Raw genomic sequence first — 16,262 nt, forward strand, 5'->3', positions numbered from 1 at the left:
TGCAGGCGGGGCCTGCCCGCCAGGGTGGTCCACAGGTGCGGGGCGACGTCGTCCTCGGGGAGCTGGGCGATCATGTGGCGGACGCTGCCGCCCGGCGTGGTGAACGTGGTGAACGGGTACGGGGCGGTCGCCGGTGCCCGGCTCGCCGAGCACCCGGACGTGGACATGATCGCCCTGACCGGTTCGGTCTCCAGCGGTCGCGCCGTCGCCCGGGCCGCCGCCGACACCCTCAAGCGGGTGCACCTCGAACTCGGCGGCAAGGCCCCGGTCGTGATCCGGGCTCTGGTCGTCGGTGAGCCGACCTCCGGCGAGGACGTCGAGGTCGGTCCGATGGTCTCCAGGGCCCACTTCGACCGGGTCACCGGGTACCTGGAGCGGGCCAAGAACGCAGGCATCCGTGTGGCGACCGGAGGCGGGGCCATCGACGGGCCCGGCTACTTCGTGGCCCCGGCCGTGCTGGTCGATGTCCCCGAGGGGGCCGAAGTCGCCCGCGAGGAGATCTTCGGCCCCGTGGTCACGGTCGAGACCTTCGCCGACGACGAGGAAGCGGTACGGCGGGCGAACGACGTCCCCTTCGGCCTGTCGGCATCGGTGTGGACCGAGAACGCCCGCCGCAGCCACGACATCGCCGCCCGGCTCGACTTCGGAACCGTCTGGGTCAACTCTCAAGCACGTGATGCACCACCACGGGCGCTGATCCGACCTTTCGTCCGATTGCATGGAGGTGCGGGGTGACCGTCGACGGCCCTATCGCGATCGTGCGCAAGTAGCGGCTCGCAGTTCAGCGAAAGCGACGCCATCCTGACAAGATGGCGACATGGAACGTGTGCTTGGAATCGGCGGATACTTCGTGCGGGCCACCGACCCGGGGGCGCTGAGTGCGTGGTATCGCGACTGCCTGGGCCTGGACGCCGATGAGAACGGCCTGTGGCGTCAGGAAGCCGGGGTGACGGTGTTCGCGACGTTCGAGTCCGAGACCGACTACTTCGGGTCCCGCGCCCAGCAGACCATGCTCAACTTCCGAGTCCGCGACCTGGATGCGATGCTCGCGCAATTGCGCGCCAAGGGAGCGGACGTGGCCCAAGAGACTCAGGACATGGAGGGTGTCGGTCGATTCGGTTGGGTCACTGATCCTGAGGGCAATCGGCTCGAACTGTGGCAGCCCGCCTGACCGTGTCATCAGGCGGGCTGGTTTCGGCCACCTTCGAGCCCCTGAACCGCCCTTCCGCGAGTCGGCGTGGTGGCGGCACGCACAGCCGACGCCCGAACCATGTTGCCCCACCACATGTGCCCCACCGGTGACGTAGGGCGCGGCTACGGAGCCATCTCGTACGCGCCGGACAGCGCCTCGACCTGCTGCCAGACCCGCTCCGTGCGCGCCTCGTCAACGACCGGTCGCCGGACCGCACCCAGCGCCCAGTCCTGCTGCTGCTCGGTCGCCGAGTCCTTGCCGTGCAGTTCGACGGCGTGCGCGGAGAAGTCCCGCACGAGGACGGCGAAGAGTTCGTCGAGTACGTCCTCGTCGAGTCCGGTCAGAGCGGCCTGCTCCAGGACGAGCTGCCCGTGTACGACGAGGGCGAAGAGCTGACCGACCGCGAGGACGAGATCGAGGTCGCGGCTCTGCTCCGCGTCGGGAGCGGCCGTGGCGACGAAGTCGCAGAGTGCGTCGGCCTGTTCGCGGAGGCGGGACACGTTGGGCAGGTGCGCGTACGCGTCGAAGGCGGGCCGCCAGTCGTGGAAGCGCACCGAGCCGAGGCCGCGGGCCGGCCCCTGCCGGAAGAGGAAGTCGTCGTCGGCCGCGTCGAGACGGGTCGGCACGCCGGGGTACTCGGCCGGGTCGAGGAGGTGGCTGCGCATGAACTTCAGGATCAGCGCCAGGTTGACGTGGACCGTGCCCTCGAGCTTCGGCAGACCGCGGATCTCCACGGCCGCCTGGCCGAAGTAGTTGTCCTTCTCGAAGCCCTTGGCCGCGATGACGTCCCACATCAGGTCGATGACCTTCTCGCCCTCCGTGGTCACCTTCATCTTCGTCATCGGGTTGAAGAGCAGGTAGCGGCGGTCGTCCGGACCGGCAGAGCGGAAGTAGTCGACCGCGCGGTCGCTGAAGTACTTCATGCCGACGAGCCTGACGTACGCGTCGGTCAGCTCGCGCCGCACGTGCGGGAAGGTGGTGACGGGGCGGCCGTAGAGGATGCGGTTGTGGGCGTGGGTGACGGCCTCGTACATCGCGTGCTCGCAGATGCCGATCGAGGCGGTGCACAGGTTGAACTTGCCGACGTTGACGGTGTTGAGGGCGGCGTCGAAGGCGGCGCGGCCGGTGTGCAGCACGTCCTCGGCGGCTACGGGATAGTCCTCCAGGCGGAACTCGCTGACGAACTTCGAAGAGTCGACGACGTTCTTGACCAAGTGATAGGCCGGGTGACGGCTGTCGGCGGCGAAGAACACGTAGCCGTCGGGGCCCTCGACGTCGGTCCGGCGGCCGAAGACGGAGACGAGTCCGGCGGCGTTGCCGTTGCCGATGTAGTACTTGGACCCGGTGGCGCGGAAGCCGCCGTTGCCGTCGGGCTCGAGCAGCATGTCGGTGGAGTAGATGTCAGCGCCGTGGGCCTTCTCGGACAGGCCGAACGCGAACACCTCTCCCTGGGTGAGGAGTTCCGCGGCGCGGGCGCGGGCGGCGGCGTTGTCACTCTGCCAGACCGGGCCGAGGCCGAGGATCGTGACCTGCCAGGCGTACCAGTAGTCGAGGCCGTAGAAGCCCAGGACCTCGTTGAGCGCGGCGATCCGGGCGGTGTCCCACCGCTTGTCCGGTTCCGCCTCCCCCGCGGCGGACGACGGCGTCAGGAAGGTGGCGAAGAGGTTCTCCTTCGCCGCGAAGGCAAGGAAGTCGCCGAGCCACGCGCGGGTCCGGTAGTCCTCGATCAGTCGCCGCTTCCCACGCTCCTCGAACCAGTCGACGGTGGCACGCAGCAAGCGGCGCGTCTCGGGGTCGAAGTGCGCGGGATCGTACGTGCGCGGGTTGAACAGCAGCTGGTCAGCCATGGGGATGACGCCTTTCGGCTGGTGGAAGGGTGAGAACAGGGGGGTCTGACGGCTGGACGGGCCGGATCGGGAGGATCGGCGGCGGGTGCGGAGGCGATCAGCGGCCCGGACCGAACCGGGCCAGTGTGGCGAGCACGTCGTCCAGCCACTCGATCATCATTCGCTCGTACGCGATACCACCGCGCAGGACGACGTGCTGGAGCTCTCGTTCCGCGTCGAGAGGCGCCTTTGCACCGGCCGTGCTCACCGCTGGTCCCGTGAAGTCCCGTGTCTCTCCTGCGAGATAGTGCGCCAGACGGTCCCGGTGCGCCAGACGGTGCCGCTCCACTTCGCGGATCAGGGCGGTCGGGTCGTCGAAGGCGGCGCCCCGGATCTTCACGGCCAGGTCGTGGCGGACGCTCTCCGGCTCGATCGGATCGTGCAACCAGGAGGACAGCGCAGCCCGGCCGAGGTCGGCGACGCTGTACTCCTTCTTGTCCGGCCGGCCCTGCTGCGGGACGTCCCTGACATCGACCCAACCGTCGCTCTCCATGCGCTTGAGCACGCGATAGATCTGTTGGTGGGTCGCGGTCCAGAAGTAGCCGATGGACCGCTCGAAACGCCGGGCCAGCTCATAGCCGGATCCCGGCTTCTCCAAAAGCGACACCAAAATCGCGTGTTCGAGCGCCATGACGCAGATCCTTATATGCAACTCGTTGCATAGCAAGCCTCGCCCGCTCCGATGCGACGTGGCTCACCCTCCGGGCGGCCCCTGTCCCAGCGGCAGAGCGCCCTGGATCCGCCCGCATGTGTCCAGGCGGGCGGCCTTTCGGCAGTCCCGGCAGCTGCGCGGTTGATGAGGGCCCCACAGAGATCGCCCGGACAAGGTGCAGCCTCACATGGCTGATCGCTCAGGGCCCCTGTGAGCTGCCCCCGGCTGCCTCGCGGATCCACGGACCGCGAGGCAGCCAGGCGCGCGATCGGCGGATCAGCGTTGAACGACGAACGTCTTGGCCTTACCGGAACGGCTGGAGCAGGACCGCTTCTCCGCGGAGGTCATCTTCCTGGACTTGACGACCACCGCGTTGCTCTGGCCGTCCGTCCCGTTCGGGGCAGGCCCGGTGACGACGTCGGGGACGAACCAGAAGTAGTGACCCCACTTCCGGTCGTCGTAATGGGTCTGCCACGTACCGGAGACGGTCTGCATCACCTGCGCGCGGGAGATCCAGCCGACTTCACCGGGTTTCACCGTCATGTTGACGGAGCTGGTCTCCGAGTGCGTGCTCGACCAGGTGTGGCTGTAAGTCGCCGTCACGCTCAAGTCGATGATTCCCGCTATCTTGCCGCCGGCGGTCACGGACACGCCCGCCGAGTCCGTGGAACCGACCGTGTCGGACCAGGTCATCGACTGGGTGGCAGGCGAGGTGCTGCAGTTGTAGAGCGAGTCGGAGACCCGGTGGAAGCCTCCGAGATACGCCTCGCCCAACTGCGGGTCGTTGAAGGTGCACTTGCCTTCACCCGAGTCGCAGTCGGCTATGAGCTGTGCCCGAGTAGGCTGGTCATCGGCCGAGGCCGGAACGGCTATCGCCGCGACCATGCCCAGGGCAGCCGCTGAGAGCGCCAGCATCCGTCCGGCGTAGCGCATCCTGCGGTTGTTCGCCATACATGTGCCTTTCGCTGTGCATGAGGGGGTCGGCGAGCGCAGGAGAGCGACTGAAGTCACCCGCGATCACCGCCTGTTGCGATCCAGGAGACGCAACAACTGACTTATTTACTACACCAGTTGATGAAATCCCAGCCATGGACTGCCTTCTGCCTGTAAATGATCGGCGGGACCCACTTCGCCTCCGCGATGATGTGCCACGCTGGGCCGGGGGGCCGTGCTGAAGTGCTGCGAGAGCGACCGCAAGCTCTGCGAGAGCGACTTATCCGACGAAGGGTGAGCGCTGATCTAACCGGTGATCACCGCACTCATGACACCGGGATACACCCACCACCGAGATCCCCGCCGGCATGACCGTGTGCGACGGCCGGCGATGCCGTGACCGAGGACCAGCGCGAGGGTCTGCACCAGTGCGTCGGTATCACCCCGGCCGCCCAGGCGGCGCACGAGTCGGTGGCGGTCGTGGTCGGCCGAAGGACCCGGGCGCCCGGCTGGGCCCCCGGCTGGCGCCGCCTCACCCCCAGCGGGTCGCACCAGGTCACGGGGTGGGTCGTGTACGTCCCCCCACGCATCGACGGTAGTTCAGCGCCGAATGGCCCACATCGCCTTGCGCTCGCGGCGCGGCCACACGGGTGGTTCTGCGCGGAGCGCTTACGCCCGCGGTTCGCCCTCGCGATGCCTTGATCACACGGGGAACCTGGGTCGGCCGGGCCGACGCCGCCCGTGTTCGTTGATCAGACGATCCGGCGTGCCGACGAGCGAATATCGGGCATTTACGCATTAACCTCTCGTCACCTTATGACGTGGCGGATCGCGTACGCATCCGCTTCAACGCTCGGAGAAGACAATGCGCAAGACTCGCAAGACCGCTGTCGTGGCCGTCCTTCTCGGCACCGTCGGCTTCCTCGGCGCCGGCACCGCCTACGCCGACGGGCACGAACCCGGGCACGGGCACAAGCACGGGCACAAGCACGGGCACAAGCACGGGCAGAAGCACGAGCACCATGGTCGAGCGATCAAGACGATCCTCATCAGCCAGAGCACCTCATGCACGACGACCGAAGAGAACATCGACGTACAGGGCGAGTCCGGGTTCGAGAACGGCCAGGAGGGCAACCGGTCCAACGGCGAGGGCTCACCTGGCACGCAGACCACCACCATCGGCTCACGCCTGGGATGCAACAACACCCTCGTCCTCGGCAAGTAGCTCACACAGGTCCCGGCGTCGGGGTCCGGGCCCCCGGGGGGTTGCTCTCTCACCAAGGGGCGGGGCGGCTGTTCTGTGGTGGTTCAGACGGCTCGGGGGGTGTGGTGTGGTTCGAAGAAGGTGCCGCCGCGGAGCATGGCGAACAGGACGTCTACGCGGCGTCGGGCGAGACACATCAGGACCTGTTTGCGGCGCATCCCCTCGCCCTCTTCCCCTCGTAACAGGCCCTGGACGCGCAGTCGGCCAGGGCCGCGAACGTGGAGAGAAGGGGCCCCTTCGAGGTGTTGTCGCCGCGGCGGGAGGGTCTCTCGCCGCGGATCGAGGATCCGGATCGCGCAGATGCGTGCCGAGGGCCGCGCAGTCGACAGCGAACTCCTCGCGCACATCTCCCCGGCCCACAGCGAGAACGTGAACTCGCCTTTCGTGTCCGTCCGCTGGATCTGCATGGATTGTCCGGCATCGACCAGGCAGAACGCATCTCAGGTATGACGGACAATTGCGCCAGGGATGCACACTGCGTTCTCCCATCCCTCGTGCCCCGGGCCAGCGACCCCACAGGGCGGCAGGGAGACACACCCCAGGAGAGCCCGTGCATCCGAACCACCATGACACACCCCTCGGCCACGCCGGAGATGCGCAACCTCCCCCGCGCCAAGGCCGGCAGCGCATCGCGGTACCCGTTCCTCCGGTCCTGCTGTCGGCGAAGGCCGGCATCACCAACAGGCCCGGAACCTACGGGGCCACCTCCCTGGCCGGCTACATCGCCGCAGGCGCCACACACGGCTCCAGCACCTGGGCAGTCGTGGTCATTGCGGTTGGTCTGATGGCCGCCGAGACGATCCAGAACTGCCGACGTGGTAGTCAGTTCTGAGCGGACAGACACCGGGCCTCGGCACGTGAAGGTGCAGCATGGGTGAGCGGAAAGATCTTGCCGGGCGGGGAAGAGGCCGTCCCATCCAGCTGAAGGCGGAGACTGAGCAGGCCGCCGAGCTGGCGAAGTGGCTGCAGGACGTTACTCAGAGGGAGACCATCCGATCCTTGGCCGATCGGTTCCGGTATGAAAAGACGAAGTGGGCGCAGTACCGCAACGGTGAAGAACTCATCCCGAAGTGGCTGTTGGAGCAGGTGGTACATGAGTTCGTACGTGAACCGCTCCGTCGCAGGCAAGTCCTTCAGCGGGGCCTTCGATTGCTCGACGAGGCCGAGCGGGCCACAGCAGGCAAGCTGCCACAGAGCATAAGGACACTGCCGGAGCCACTGCTTCGAGCACGCCTGGACCAAGCCCTCGGACATCTGGCGCGCGCCGAACAAGCAGTGCTGGGCATGACCCGGCTCATGCTGCTGCTGAGCACGCTCACGAGCACGCTGCACGAGCGATGTCAGCGACTCGAACAGGGCTCTCTCTCCCATGCCTTGGAGTACCTCAGGCGCCTGGAGCGCGCAGAGTCCCAGCTGTGTGAAGCTACAGAGGGCCGCGATGAAGCCGAATTGCTGCGCCGCGAAGCCCACCGGCAGGCCGAACCGTACCGGCAGGCCGTGACCGATGACCGCCTCCCGGAAACAGCGGCTTCCGCTGTCCGCGCAGATCAGCTGCCGCCGGTATCGGCAGAGCAAGCCGATGAGCTCCTGGCGCGCAATCAGCAATTCCTGGCCCAAGCCCGCCAGGCTCTCGATGATCTACGGTCCCTGCTTGGCCTGCCGCCCGCCGGACAACCCCGCATTGTCCGCGGACAACTCGTGGACCGTACCGAGCCTCGGCGCGGCACGGGGATCGTGGCGACGCTGGGCCCGGCGACCGACTCGTTCGAGCAGCTCCGCGCGCTGGTCAAGGCAGGTATGGACCTCGCACGCCTGAACATGGCCCATGGCACCTGGGCTGAGCACGAGGAGCGGTACCGCAGGGTTCGGGCGGTGGCGGCCGAAGCGGGACGGCACGTGGGGATCCTGGCCGATTTTCCAGGAGCACGCCTGAGTCTGGGGGCCTTCGCGGACGGCCGTGTCGGGCTTGAGCAGGGGGACAGGTTCATCCTCACGGTTGAAGACGTGCTGGGCGACCAGTCGATCTGCACGGTCGCCTATCCGCTGCTGCCCAATGACGTCTCGGTCGGTGACCCGATCCTCGTCAACGACGGAGCGGTCGAGCTGCAGGTGACGGCCGTTGACGGCCCACGCGTCATCACCACAGTCGTCACGGCCGGGCTGGTCTCCGACCACAAAAGCCTCTCCCTTCCCCGGAGTGTGCTCAGCAGCCGCCCGATGCTCTCCCCGAAGATTGCTGACGACCTCAGGTTTGCGCTGCGGCTGGGCTGCGACGGGGTCGCGGTGTCCTTCGTCCGGCGCGCTGCCGATGTCCAGGAGGTCCACCGGATCATGGACGAGGAGGGGCATCGGCTGCCGGTGATCGCCAAGATTGAGACGCCAGAGGCCGTGGAGAACTTGGAGGAGATCCTCCGGGCCTTCGACGGCATCATGATCGCGCGCGGCGACCTCGGGGTGGAGCTCCCGTTGGACCAGGTGCCTATCGTGCAGAAGCGAGCGATCCGACTGGCCAGGCATGACAACAAGCCGACGATCGTCGCCACGCAGCTCCTGGACTCCATGATCCAGGCGCCCAGGCCCACCCGCGCGGAAGCCAGTGATGTGGCCAATGGCGTGATGGACGGCGCAGACGCGCTCATGCTCTCTGGCGAAACCAGCGTGGGTCACTACCCGCAACTGGCTGTGGAGACCATGGCGAGGATCATCGCCACCACCGAAGAGGACATGACGGCCAACGGCCTCACACTGGCCCACGGCATACCAGCCTCCTGGACGGGACAGCACCACTCCCGTGGCGGACCGCGCCAGAGCCTGCCTTGAGGCAACGTCGAGATCTTGGTACTCCCCGGCGAGCTGTCGGCCATGTCCTACGGGGCGACGCACGCCGGCAGCACCCGCGGCGGCCATTGTCCGGGGGCGAACAGGCCCTGTGCGTATGCCTTCGCCACCAGGGCCGTACGGTTCGGCACCTCGAACTTCCTGAGCATGTCGCTGATGTGGTAGTCCACGCCTTGCTTGCTCAGGAAGAGGTGGATGGCGAGGTCGGCCGTGGAGTGCCCGGCCGCCACTCCCTCCAGGATACGGGCCTTCAATGTGTTGAGCGGTCCGGGACGTGCCGGCCCCAGCACTTCGCTTCCCTGCGCTGTCCGAGGTCCGGTCACCGTGCCTCCGGGTACCTGGACGCCGTGCCGCCGTGCGGCCGTCTGATTGCCTTGACGTGTGGTCAGACCGACCGACCTCCTCGAAGTCGTGGATCCGGGCATCCGGACCCGGGGGTGTTGACACTTCAAGGATGTGAGAGAGGAGGTGGTCATCGGCGGATCTGCATCGCTCACCAAGCTGTTCGACACGAAAGCGAACGGAGGGCGTTTCGGGCGAACCGGTCACAACCACGCATCACGCCGCTGCGACACCGCTGAGCTGCTTGCACGGCAGAACTCCCGGTAGGCGACATGTCGGGGCCGGGACGGCCTCTCGCCCGTCCCGGCCCCGATGCGTACCTCGGGAACGAACCCTCTACAGGGCCCGCCAGTCCAGCATGTTCCCGGCGATCGCCTCAACGCCGGCGATCAGCCCCAACCGCGCGGCACGGACGGTGTCGTCGGGGTCCATGACCAGCACCTCCTCGAAGAACCGGTCGACCGCCGTGGTGAGGGGGGCACAGACGTCGACCAGGTGCGCCAAGTCGTCCTCATGCCCGCGCATCGCGGCGGCGACGGCATCGGTCGCGTCGATCAGGGCCCGCTCCGCCGGTTGCGTGAGCAGCGCGGGGTCGTACCCGCTGGGACGATCGCCCGGCAGGATCCGGCTCACGCGCTGCAGCGCCGCGGCCAAAGCGGTGAAGTCCTCCCCCGCGACCCGCTTTTCCAGCGTGGCCAGGGTGAGGTCGCCGTGCGCGGGGGTGTCCGCCCAGAGCATGACGGCCTGCACCAGCCGGTGTTCGTGGCCGGAGTCGATGAGCTGCTGCTCGTAGCGCCGTGCGACGAGTTCGGCCGCGGCGTCGAGAGGTTCGGGGCCGATCTCGACACCCTGGGCCCGGTAACGGGAGGCGGTTGCCTCCAGGCAGGCTCGGACGGACAGCGAGCGAGCGGCCGGGAGCGTGCGGAGGATGTTCACGATGCCGATGGCCGCGCGGCGCACCCCGTACGGGTCGGACTTGCCGGTGGGTACGGCGCCGATCACGAACATGCCGGCGAGCAGGTCGAACCGATCGGCGAGGGACAGCATGACTCCCGCGTCGCTGGCCGGGAGGGCGCCCCCGGCGGAGCGCGGCATCTCCATCTCCACGAGCGCCTGGGCGATGTGCGGTGGCTCCCCCGCACGTGTGGCGTACTCGCCCGCCATGGTGCCCGCCAGGCTGGAGAGCTCGACCACCATCTGCGAGGCCAGGTCGAACTTCGCCAGCGTTCCCGCCCTTCCAACGGTGTCGACGGCTGCCGCCGGCAGTGCGGCCGCGGCCGTCAGGTCCAGGGCCAGTCCGGCGATGCGTTCCGCGCGGTCGCCGACCGAGCCGAGGCGGTCTTCGAAGGTGAGCTTGTCGAGTCGGCGACGGAACTCCTCGGGTGCCACCGCGAGGTCCGCCTGCCAGAAGAACGACGCGTCCTCGTAACGGGCCCGCAGAACCGCCTCGTTGCCCTTGCGGACCACCTCGCGGTCACATTCACCATTGGCGACGGTGATGAAGTACGGCAGGAGGCGGTCGCCGTCGAACACGGGAAGGTAGCGCTGGTGCTTGCGCATGACGGTGGTCAGCACGCTCGCCGGCAGGTCGAGGTAGCGCGAATCGAAGCTGCCCGCCAGCGGGCTGGGGTATTCGACGATGTCGGTGATCTCGTCGATGAGAGCCGCCTCGGCGTCGGCATCCACCCGGCCGCCGACCGAAGCCGCCAGTTCCTCGGCACCCCGGACCACCAGCTCCCGGCGGCGCTGCCGGTCCAGCAGGATGCCGTGTCCTGCCAGGAATTCCTCGTAACCGTCCGCCCGAGTCACCTCGACCACCGGCTCCGGGGCGGTGCGGAGCAGGCGGGTGGTGGTCCCCGCGCGGAGCCCGGAGACGGTCACGGGCAGGGGCGTGTCACCGAGCAGCGCCAGCAGCCAGCGGACCGGCCGGGAGAAGGACAGCGACGGGTCGTTCCAGCGCATGTTCCGGTCGGAGCGCAGTCCCGCGACCACGTCGGCGAGCACACCGGTGAGCACCTCGGTGGCGGGGCGGCCGGTGTCCGTCGTGGCGAGCGTGACGTAGTCGGTGCCGTCGACGTCGACGACGCGCAGGTCCGCGACGTCGGCGCCATGGCCGCGGGCGAACCCCCGGGCAGCCGCGGTCGGTTCGCCGCCTGGGCCGTACGCCGCGGCGGCCCGGGGACCGCGGACCACCTTGTCGGTGTCGGGCTCGCGGGCGGCCACGTCCGCGACCGTCACCACAACCCTGCGCGGCGTGGCCGCGACGGTGATCTCACCGTGCGGCAGACGGGTTCCCGCGAGCTTGGCCGACACCGCCTCGCGAACGGCGGCGGTGACGCGCCGTACGTCGGCGTGGGGCAGCTCCTCGACACCGATCTCGAACAGGAGGGTTCGCGTGAGTTCCGGAGTCGGCGCGAGCCCGGCGAGCGCCGGCAGCATCGGCGGGACGTGTTGTCCGAGGGGATGTCCGAGTTCGGCGCGACGCCGCTTCCACAGCGCGGCCGATTCGTGGGTCAGGCCACGCATCAGGGAGAACGCCCTGGCGCGCTCGGTGGTGCTCACCGCCCCGCGGGAGTCGAGCACATTGAACGTGTGGCTGCACTTGAGCACGTAACCGTACGCCGGAACGGGCAGGCCCGCGTCCAGCATGCGGCGCGCCTCGGCGGCGTACTCCTCGAACAGCCGCCGGTTCGTGTCGATGTCGGCGTCGTCGAGGTAGTAGCGGCTCATCTCGTATTCGGCCTGGCCGAAGATCTCGCCGTAGGTGATGCCCGGCGCGTAGACGATGTCCTTGAAGTGGGAGACACCCTGGAGGGCCATCAGAATGCGTTCCAGGCCGTACGTGATCTCCACGGACACCGGATCGAGCGGGATGCCACCGACCTGCTGGAAGTAGGTGAACTGGGTGATCTCCATCCCGTCGAGCCAGACCTCCCAGCCCAGCCCCCAGGCGCCGAGTGCAGGTGAGGCCCAGTTGTCCTCGACGAACCGCACGTCGTGGGCGCGCAGGTCGACGCCGAGCGCCTCCAGGCTGCCGAGGTACAGCTCCTGGGAATCGCCCGGGTCAGGCTTGAGGATGACCTGGAACTGGGTGTGCGTCTGCAACCGGTTGGGGTTCTCGCCGTAGCGCGAGTCGTCCGGCCGCACGCTGGGCTCGACGTAGGCGACGTGCCAGGGCTCCGGACCGAGCACCCGCAGCGCCGTGGAGGGGTTGGCCGTTCCGGCACCGACCTCGGTGTTGAGGGGCTGGGTGATCAGACACCCCTTGCTCGTCCAGTACTTCTGCAACGCTGCAATGGCGTCCTGCATGGTCAGCGGGACCTGGCGCTCAGTCATGATGGTGATCTCATCCAGCTCGTGTGTCGTTGGCGACGGCGTGGGTGGGTCGTTGACGATGGGCCCGGGCGTCGGTGGCGCCGGCTCGCGCGCCGGTCGGTCGGGCCGGGCCGCCGTGGACAAGGGATGCGGTGACGGGCGTTGCACCCGGCACTTTGCGGGTCGGTGGCGGACATCATGTCATGGGGCAACTCCGTGGTCAGAGCGGTTATTTGCGCGACTCGGGGCCGAGCGCCGAGGCGCTTCGAGATGACGGCTGCCGGCGGTCGGCGCCGGCGCGACCCGGCACAGGTCGTCGACCAGTTGTCGGGCGGTCCGTTCGGCGGACAGGTCTGCCACCCCGTCTGCCGGCGGACTGGCATGCCTGCGCAACTCCTCCTCGGCCCGGGCGACCGCGCCGGCCGCCCGCTGCATCGCTTCCGGAGCCGCACCGGCGCGTTCGTCGAGCAGCCGCAGCAGCGCCCGGTAGTTCTGGCCACGTCCGCGGGCGACGGGCCTGAGCCCGTCCATGGCCAGCACCGTCGCTGACGACAGCGCGTCCAGCGCCACCAGGTCCCTGACGCCGAACTCCTCGGCGGCAGCGGCCGCACCCGCGCGGACCGGATGGCCGAGTCCGAGCGTGTGGACGAGAACCGCGTTGACGCCGAAGGCCAGTTCGGCACCGATCGGCCTGCCGTGGCGCTCGATCACGATGACGTTGGCCACGTCGGCCCAGCCGTCCGGCCCGCGCAGGGCGAGGTTGGCGTTGCGTCCGGTGATCCCCTCGATGCCGAACCGGTGCCGGAAGACCTCCGGGGTGTCGGGGCAGTGGATCACCGCCACCCCGGCCCCCCGGGCATGGTCGACCAGGTCGCCGTCGGTGGGCAGCAGACGCAGCCGCACGTCGTCGTCCCCGACCCCGAGTCCGCGGACCAGAAGGTCGCGGGCGAGCGCGGTCAGCGCTCCGGCCTCCCCGGGCGGGGCGAGCGCGCCGAAGGACATGAAGGCGCATCCCCAGGGGGACATCGTTCCGGTCCTGCGGACGTGGTCGAGATTGCGCAGCCGCAACGCGGGCTGCACCAGGAAGACGCGGTCCCGTACGCGTTCGGAGAGCAACGGCTTGAGCACACTGATCGTCGAGTTGGTGTACCGGATGGAGAGGTCATGGTCGGACACCACGGCCCGTCGGCGCTCCTCCCGGTAGCCCCGGGCGTGGCAGAGTCCGCGGAACGACCGCAGGACGGCCGCGCCGGCGTCGGCGACCCGGCGCGCGGCCGGCGTGCCCGAGCCGGGCGGGGCCGGGGTGGGCGCCGTGACCGGCGTGGCAGGCGTCGGCGTGTGCGTCGGATTCACCATCCGTGCTCCTGGTCCCGTCCCGGGCGGGACTTCGGCTCGTCCTGTCGCGGCCGGACCGCCGGTTCGTCGAGTACGAGGGCGCCGCCGTCCAGCGTCGCCCGTACGCCGAGCGGCAGGGTGGCCATCGGGCTGGTGTGACCTGCGGGGAAGCCGATCACCGTGGGAACGTCGCATCGTGGCAGCGCGAGCCGCACGGCGTACTCCAGATCGTCCAGCTGCTCGTGACGGAAGGGCCAGCCGAAGACCAGCGCCCGAGCACCGTCCAGCACCCCGGCATGACTCAGAGACAGCAGGTCCTCGGCCGCGTCGGCCATGTCGTAGGGCGATTGAGGGGTCTCCAGCACGGCGATCGTCTCCCTGAAGTCGGGCTGCCAGCGGGTGCCCACCAGACGCCGGAGTACGGGCAGGCAGCCGCCCGCCAGGACACCGCTCGCCCGTCCGGGTCGGATCACCCGCTGGGTGGGGGCCCGCTCGGCGCGCCTGGGGCGGTGGTCCGCGCCCCAGTCCACGGTCTCCCTGACGATCCGGTGCGGGAACGGGATACGTCCTGCTGCCCGCGGTTCACCGGTCACCCTCAGGAAGTGCCGGACCGTCTCCGTGAGCGGGCGGGGGTACTCCGCCCATTCGCCCAGCAGTGAAGGGCCGTAGAAGGTGATCAGGCCGGTCTCGGAACGGATCGCCGTGTGCAGCGAGGTGATGTCGGAGTATCCGCAGAAGATCTTGGGGTGGGCGGCGATGTGTGCGAAGTCGAGCTCCGGCAGCAACTGGGCGCTCAGTCGGCCGCCGATGGTGCACAGCACCGCGTGTGAGCTCTCGTCGGCGAAGGCGTCGTGCAGATCGGCGACGCGGTCGGCGACGCCGGCGGAGGTCCAGCGGCCACGGGACCTCGCGTGGCCCGCGAGCCGGGGGCGCAGTCCGACCGCGCGCAGCGCCCGCAGTCCCCGTTCGAGCCGGGCCGGGAACAGCGCCGCCGTGCCGGCCGCCGGGGCGACCACGGTGACGACGTCTCCGCGGGCGAGAGCGGGTGGCCTTACGGCCGCGTGTGCGGCGGGGTGCGGGAGCCGGATCATGCCACACCGTCCGGCGCCTTCGGCGCGTGCGGGACCGGTGGCGTCGACGGTTCCTCGGGCGTGCCGGGACCGGTGCCGGCCGCCGGTGCGGCATCGGAGGCGGACGTCCCCGGGCTGTCCGAGGTGGCCACCGCGGTCGAGGGCAGTAGCCGGGTCGTGAGCGCCGCGACGAGGCACAGTGCCGCGGCGGCGGCGGTGAACGTCCGTGCGTGACGGGCGTCGACCAGCAGGCCGGCAGCGAGAGGACCGATGACGTAGCCGAGGGAGGTGGCCGCCCCGTGCAGGCCGTTGACGCTGCCGAGCCGACGAGGGCCGGCGACCGCGGTCAGCAGGACGGGCATGCCGACCGCGTAGAACGACTCGCCGACGGCGAAGATCCCCATGGCCACGGCGAGCCCGCCGACCGCGGCCGGCTGCTGCCCGAGGGGCCAGGTCACCAGGGTCAGCCCCCAGAACGACGCCCAGGCCAGCGCCGTCAGGCGCAGCGCGTCGCGGGCGGTGCGACGGCCGGCCGCCGACAGGACCAGGGCCCTGCCCGCCACGACCACGAGGGTGTTGACCGCGAACAGCAGCGCCAGGTCCGCGGTGCTCATGCCGTGGGCCGCCACGAGCACCGCGGACAGTCCGGATTCGAGCTGTGAGTAACCGGCCAGGTAGAGCAGGAAGGCCACGAGCAGGACCCCGCCGAGCCGCACGGGAACGGTCGGTGGCCGCGGGCCGGGTGGCGCCTCCTCGCCGTCCTCGAGATCGTCCTGCCGGGTGGCGAGGCTCCGCCGCACGACCAGCACCAACAGGGCGACCAGGACGAAGGAGAGCCCGTCGGCGACGTACAGCGCGCGGAAGGCGGTCAGTCCGCCGCCGTGGACGGCTGCCCCGCCGATCAGTCCGCCGGCGCCGATCGCGGCGTTCATCACCGCGAAGTTCAGCGAGAAGACCGCGGGCCGCTGCCGGGCGTCGGCCGTGCCGGTGAGCAGCGCGTTCCACGCCGCGTTTCCGCCGATGCCGAGCCCGAACACGGCCGCCGCGAGCAACGCCTGCCAGGGGCGGTGGACGACGGCGAACAGCACCATGCCGACGGCTGCCACGGCCAGCGCGACGAGCACGGCGGTGATCCTGCCGCACCGGTCGGAGACCCAGCCCGACAACGGGCCTCCGATGAAGGCGCCCACCGAGATCAGCGCCACCGCGCCGGTCGCGACGGAGACGGCGAATCCCTGCTCGGTGTGGAGATAGGCCACGAGCAGCGGGGCGACCAGGCCGCTGCCCAGTGCGTTGACGCCCCCTGCCGCCAGGAGGAGCCGGGCGGGGGGCGGCAGGGCACGGAACGGGTCGAGGGGTTTCATGACGGGGACTTTCCTGCTCGGTGGGTCGGCCGCCGTGGCGCCTCGGGAGGCGAAGGTCGGCGCCATGGCGG

At 69.5% G+C, this 16,262-nt stretch carries 12 protein-coding genes and 2 pseudogenes; 5 read left to right on the forward strand and 9 right to left on the reverse strand.

Translation table 11 applies throughout. The features are described 5' to 3' along the window. Positions 1-72: 72 nt before the first annotated feature. Entirely contained in the window at positions 73-735 is a 663-nt protein-coding gene (locus AQI88_RS16485) for an aldehyde dehydrogenase family protein (protein ID WP_066998974.1), read from the forward strand. An 82-nt stretch (positions 736-817) separates the two neighbouring features. Next, entirely contained in the window at positions 818-1,171 is a 354-nt protein-coding gene (locus AQI88_RS16490) for a VOC family protein (RefSeq protein WP_066998976.1), read from the forward strand. Between the two features lie 143 nt (positions 1,172-1,314). Here the strand turns inward: AQI88_RS16490 and AQI88_RS16495 are convergent, their stop codons facing one another. The 3 genes from AQI88_RS16495 to AQI88_RS16505 all read right to left on the reverse strand — a co-directional run bounded on the left by AQI88_RS16495 (position 1,315) and on the right by AQI88_RS16505 (position 4,681). Beyond that, positions 1,315-3,039 carry an acyl-CoA dehydrogenase family protein gene (locus tag AQI88_RS16495; protein ID WP_066998979.1) on the reverse strand — a complete coding sequence of 575 codons (1,725 nt, stop codon included), beginning with the start codon at positions 3,037-3,039 and terminating at the stop codon, positions 1,315-1,317. Between the two features lie 97 nt (positions 3,040-3,136). Beyond that, positions 3,137-3,709 carry a PadR family transcriptional regulator gene (locus tag AQI88_RS16500; RefSeq protein WP_066998982.1) on the reverse strand — a complete coding sequence of 191 codons (573 nt, stop codon included), beginning with the start codon at positions 3,707-3,709 and terminating at the stop codon, positions 3,137-3,139. A 297-nt stretch (positions 3,710-4,006) separates the two neighbouring features. After that, entirely contained in the window at positions 4,007-4,681 is a 675-nt protein-coding gene (locus AQI88_RS16505; protein WP_066998985.1) for a hypothetical protein, read from the reverse strand. Positions 4,682-5,528: 847 nt separating this feature from the next. Between AQI88_RS16505 and AQI88_RS45935 the strand changes: the two genes are divergently transcribed. Beyond that, positions 5,529-5,888: a hypothetical protein gene (locus AQI88_RS45935; RefSeq protein ID WP_066998990.1), complete on the forward strand. Its 360-nt coding sequence runs from the start codon at positions 5,529-5,531 to the stop codon at positions 5,886-5,888. A gap of 83 nt (positions 5,889-5,971) precedes the next feature. Here the strand turns inward: AQI88_RS45935 and AQI88_RS47690 are convergent. Further along, a pseudogene (locus AQI88_RS47690) lies at positions 5,972-6,222 on the reverse strand (IS110 family transposase); the annotation flags it as partial. A gap of 255 nt (positions 6,223-6,477) precedes the next feature. Here AQI88_RS47690 and AQI88_RS16525 point away from each other — a divergent pair. Beyond that, positions 6,478-6,759 carry a hypothetical protein gene (locus AQI88_RS16525; protein WP_066998996.1) on the forward strand — a complete coding sequence of 94 codons (282 nt, stop codon included), beginning with the start codon at positions 6,478-6,480 and terminating at the stop codon, positions 6,757-6,759. Positions 6,760-7,625: 866 nt separating this feature from the next. Continuing rightward, a pseudogene (gene pyk / locus AQI88_RS16535) lies at positions 7,626-8,669 on the forward strand (pyruvate kinase); the annotation flags it as partial. 125 nt (positions 8,670-8,794) lie between these two features. On the opposite strand, the gene AQI88_RS48490 reads toward pyk, so the two are convergent. The 5 genes from AQI88_RS48490 to AQI88_RS16560 all read right to left on the reverse strand — a co-directional run bounded on the left by AQI88_RS48490 (position 8,795) and on the right by AQI88_RS16560 (position 16,191). Further along, complete coding sequence (locus AQI88_RS48490; protein ID WP_079057603.1) at positions 8,795-9,241, reverse strand: LuxR C-terminal-related transcriptional regulator; 447 nt, start codon at positions 9,239-9,241, stop codon at positions 8,795-8,797. 202 nt (positions 9,242-9,443) lie between these two features. Beyond that, positions 9,444-12,443, reverse strand: a complete 3,000-nt coding sequence (locus AQI88_RS16545; RefSeq protein WP_066999007.1) for a glycine--tRNA ligase — start codon at positions 12,441-12,443, stop codon at positions 9,444-9,446. A 180-nt stretch (positions 12,444-12,623) separates the two neighbouring features. Beyond that, positions 12,624-13,778, reverse strand: coding sequence for a hypothetical protein (locus AQI88_RS16550; RefSeq protein WP_066999010.1), 1,155 nt, complete (start codon positions 13,776-13,778; stop codon positions 12,624-12,626). Next, a complete protein-coding gene (locus AQI88_RS16555; RefSeq protein WP_079057604.1) occupies positions 13,772-14,848 on the reverse strand; it encodes a S66 peptidase family protein in 1,077 nt (358 codons plus the stop codon). Before AQI88_RS16555 ends, AQI88_RS16550 begins: the two co-directional genes overlap by 7 nt. Beyond that, positions 14,845-16,191, reverse strand: coding sequence for an MFS transporter (locus tag AQI88_RS16560; protein ID WP_066999016.1), 1,347 nt, complete (start codon positions 16,189-16,191; stop codon positions 14,845-14,847). The genes AQI88_RS16555 and AQI88_RS16560 overlap by 4 nt, the downstream gene beginning before the upstream one ends. Positions 16,192-16,262: the final 71 nt, after the last annotated feature.

Source organism: Streptomyces cellostaticus, from assembly GCF_001513965.1.
GTDB lineage: Bacteria > Actinomycetota > Actinomycetes > Streptomycetales > Streptomycetaceae > Streptomyces > Streptomyces cellostaticus.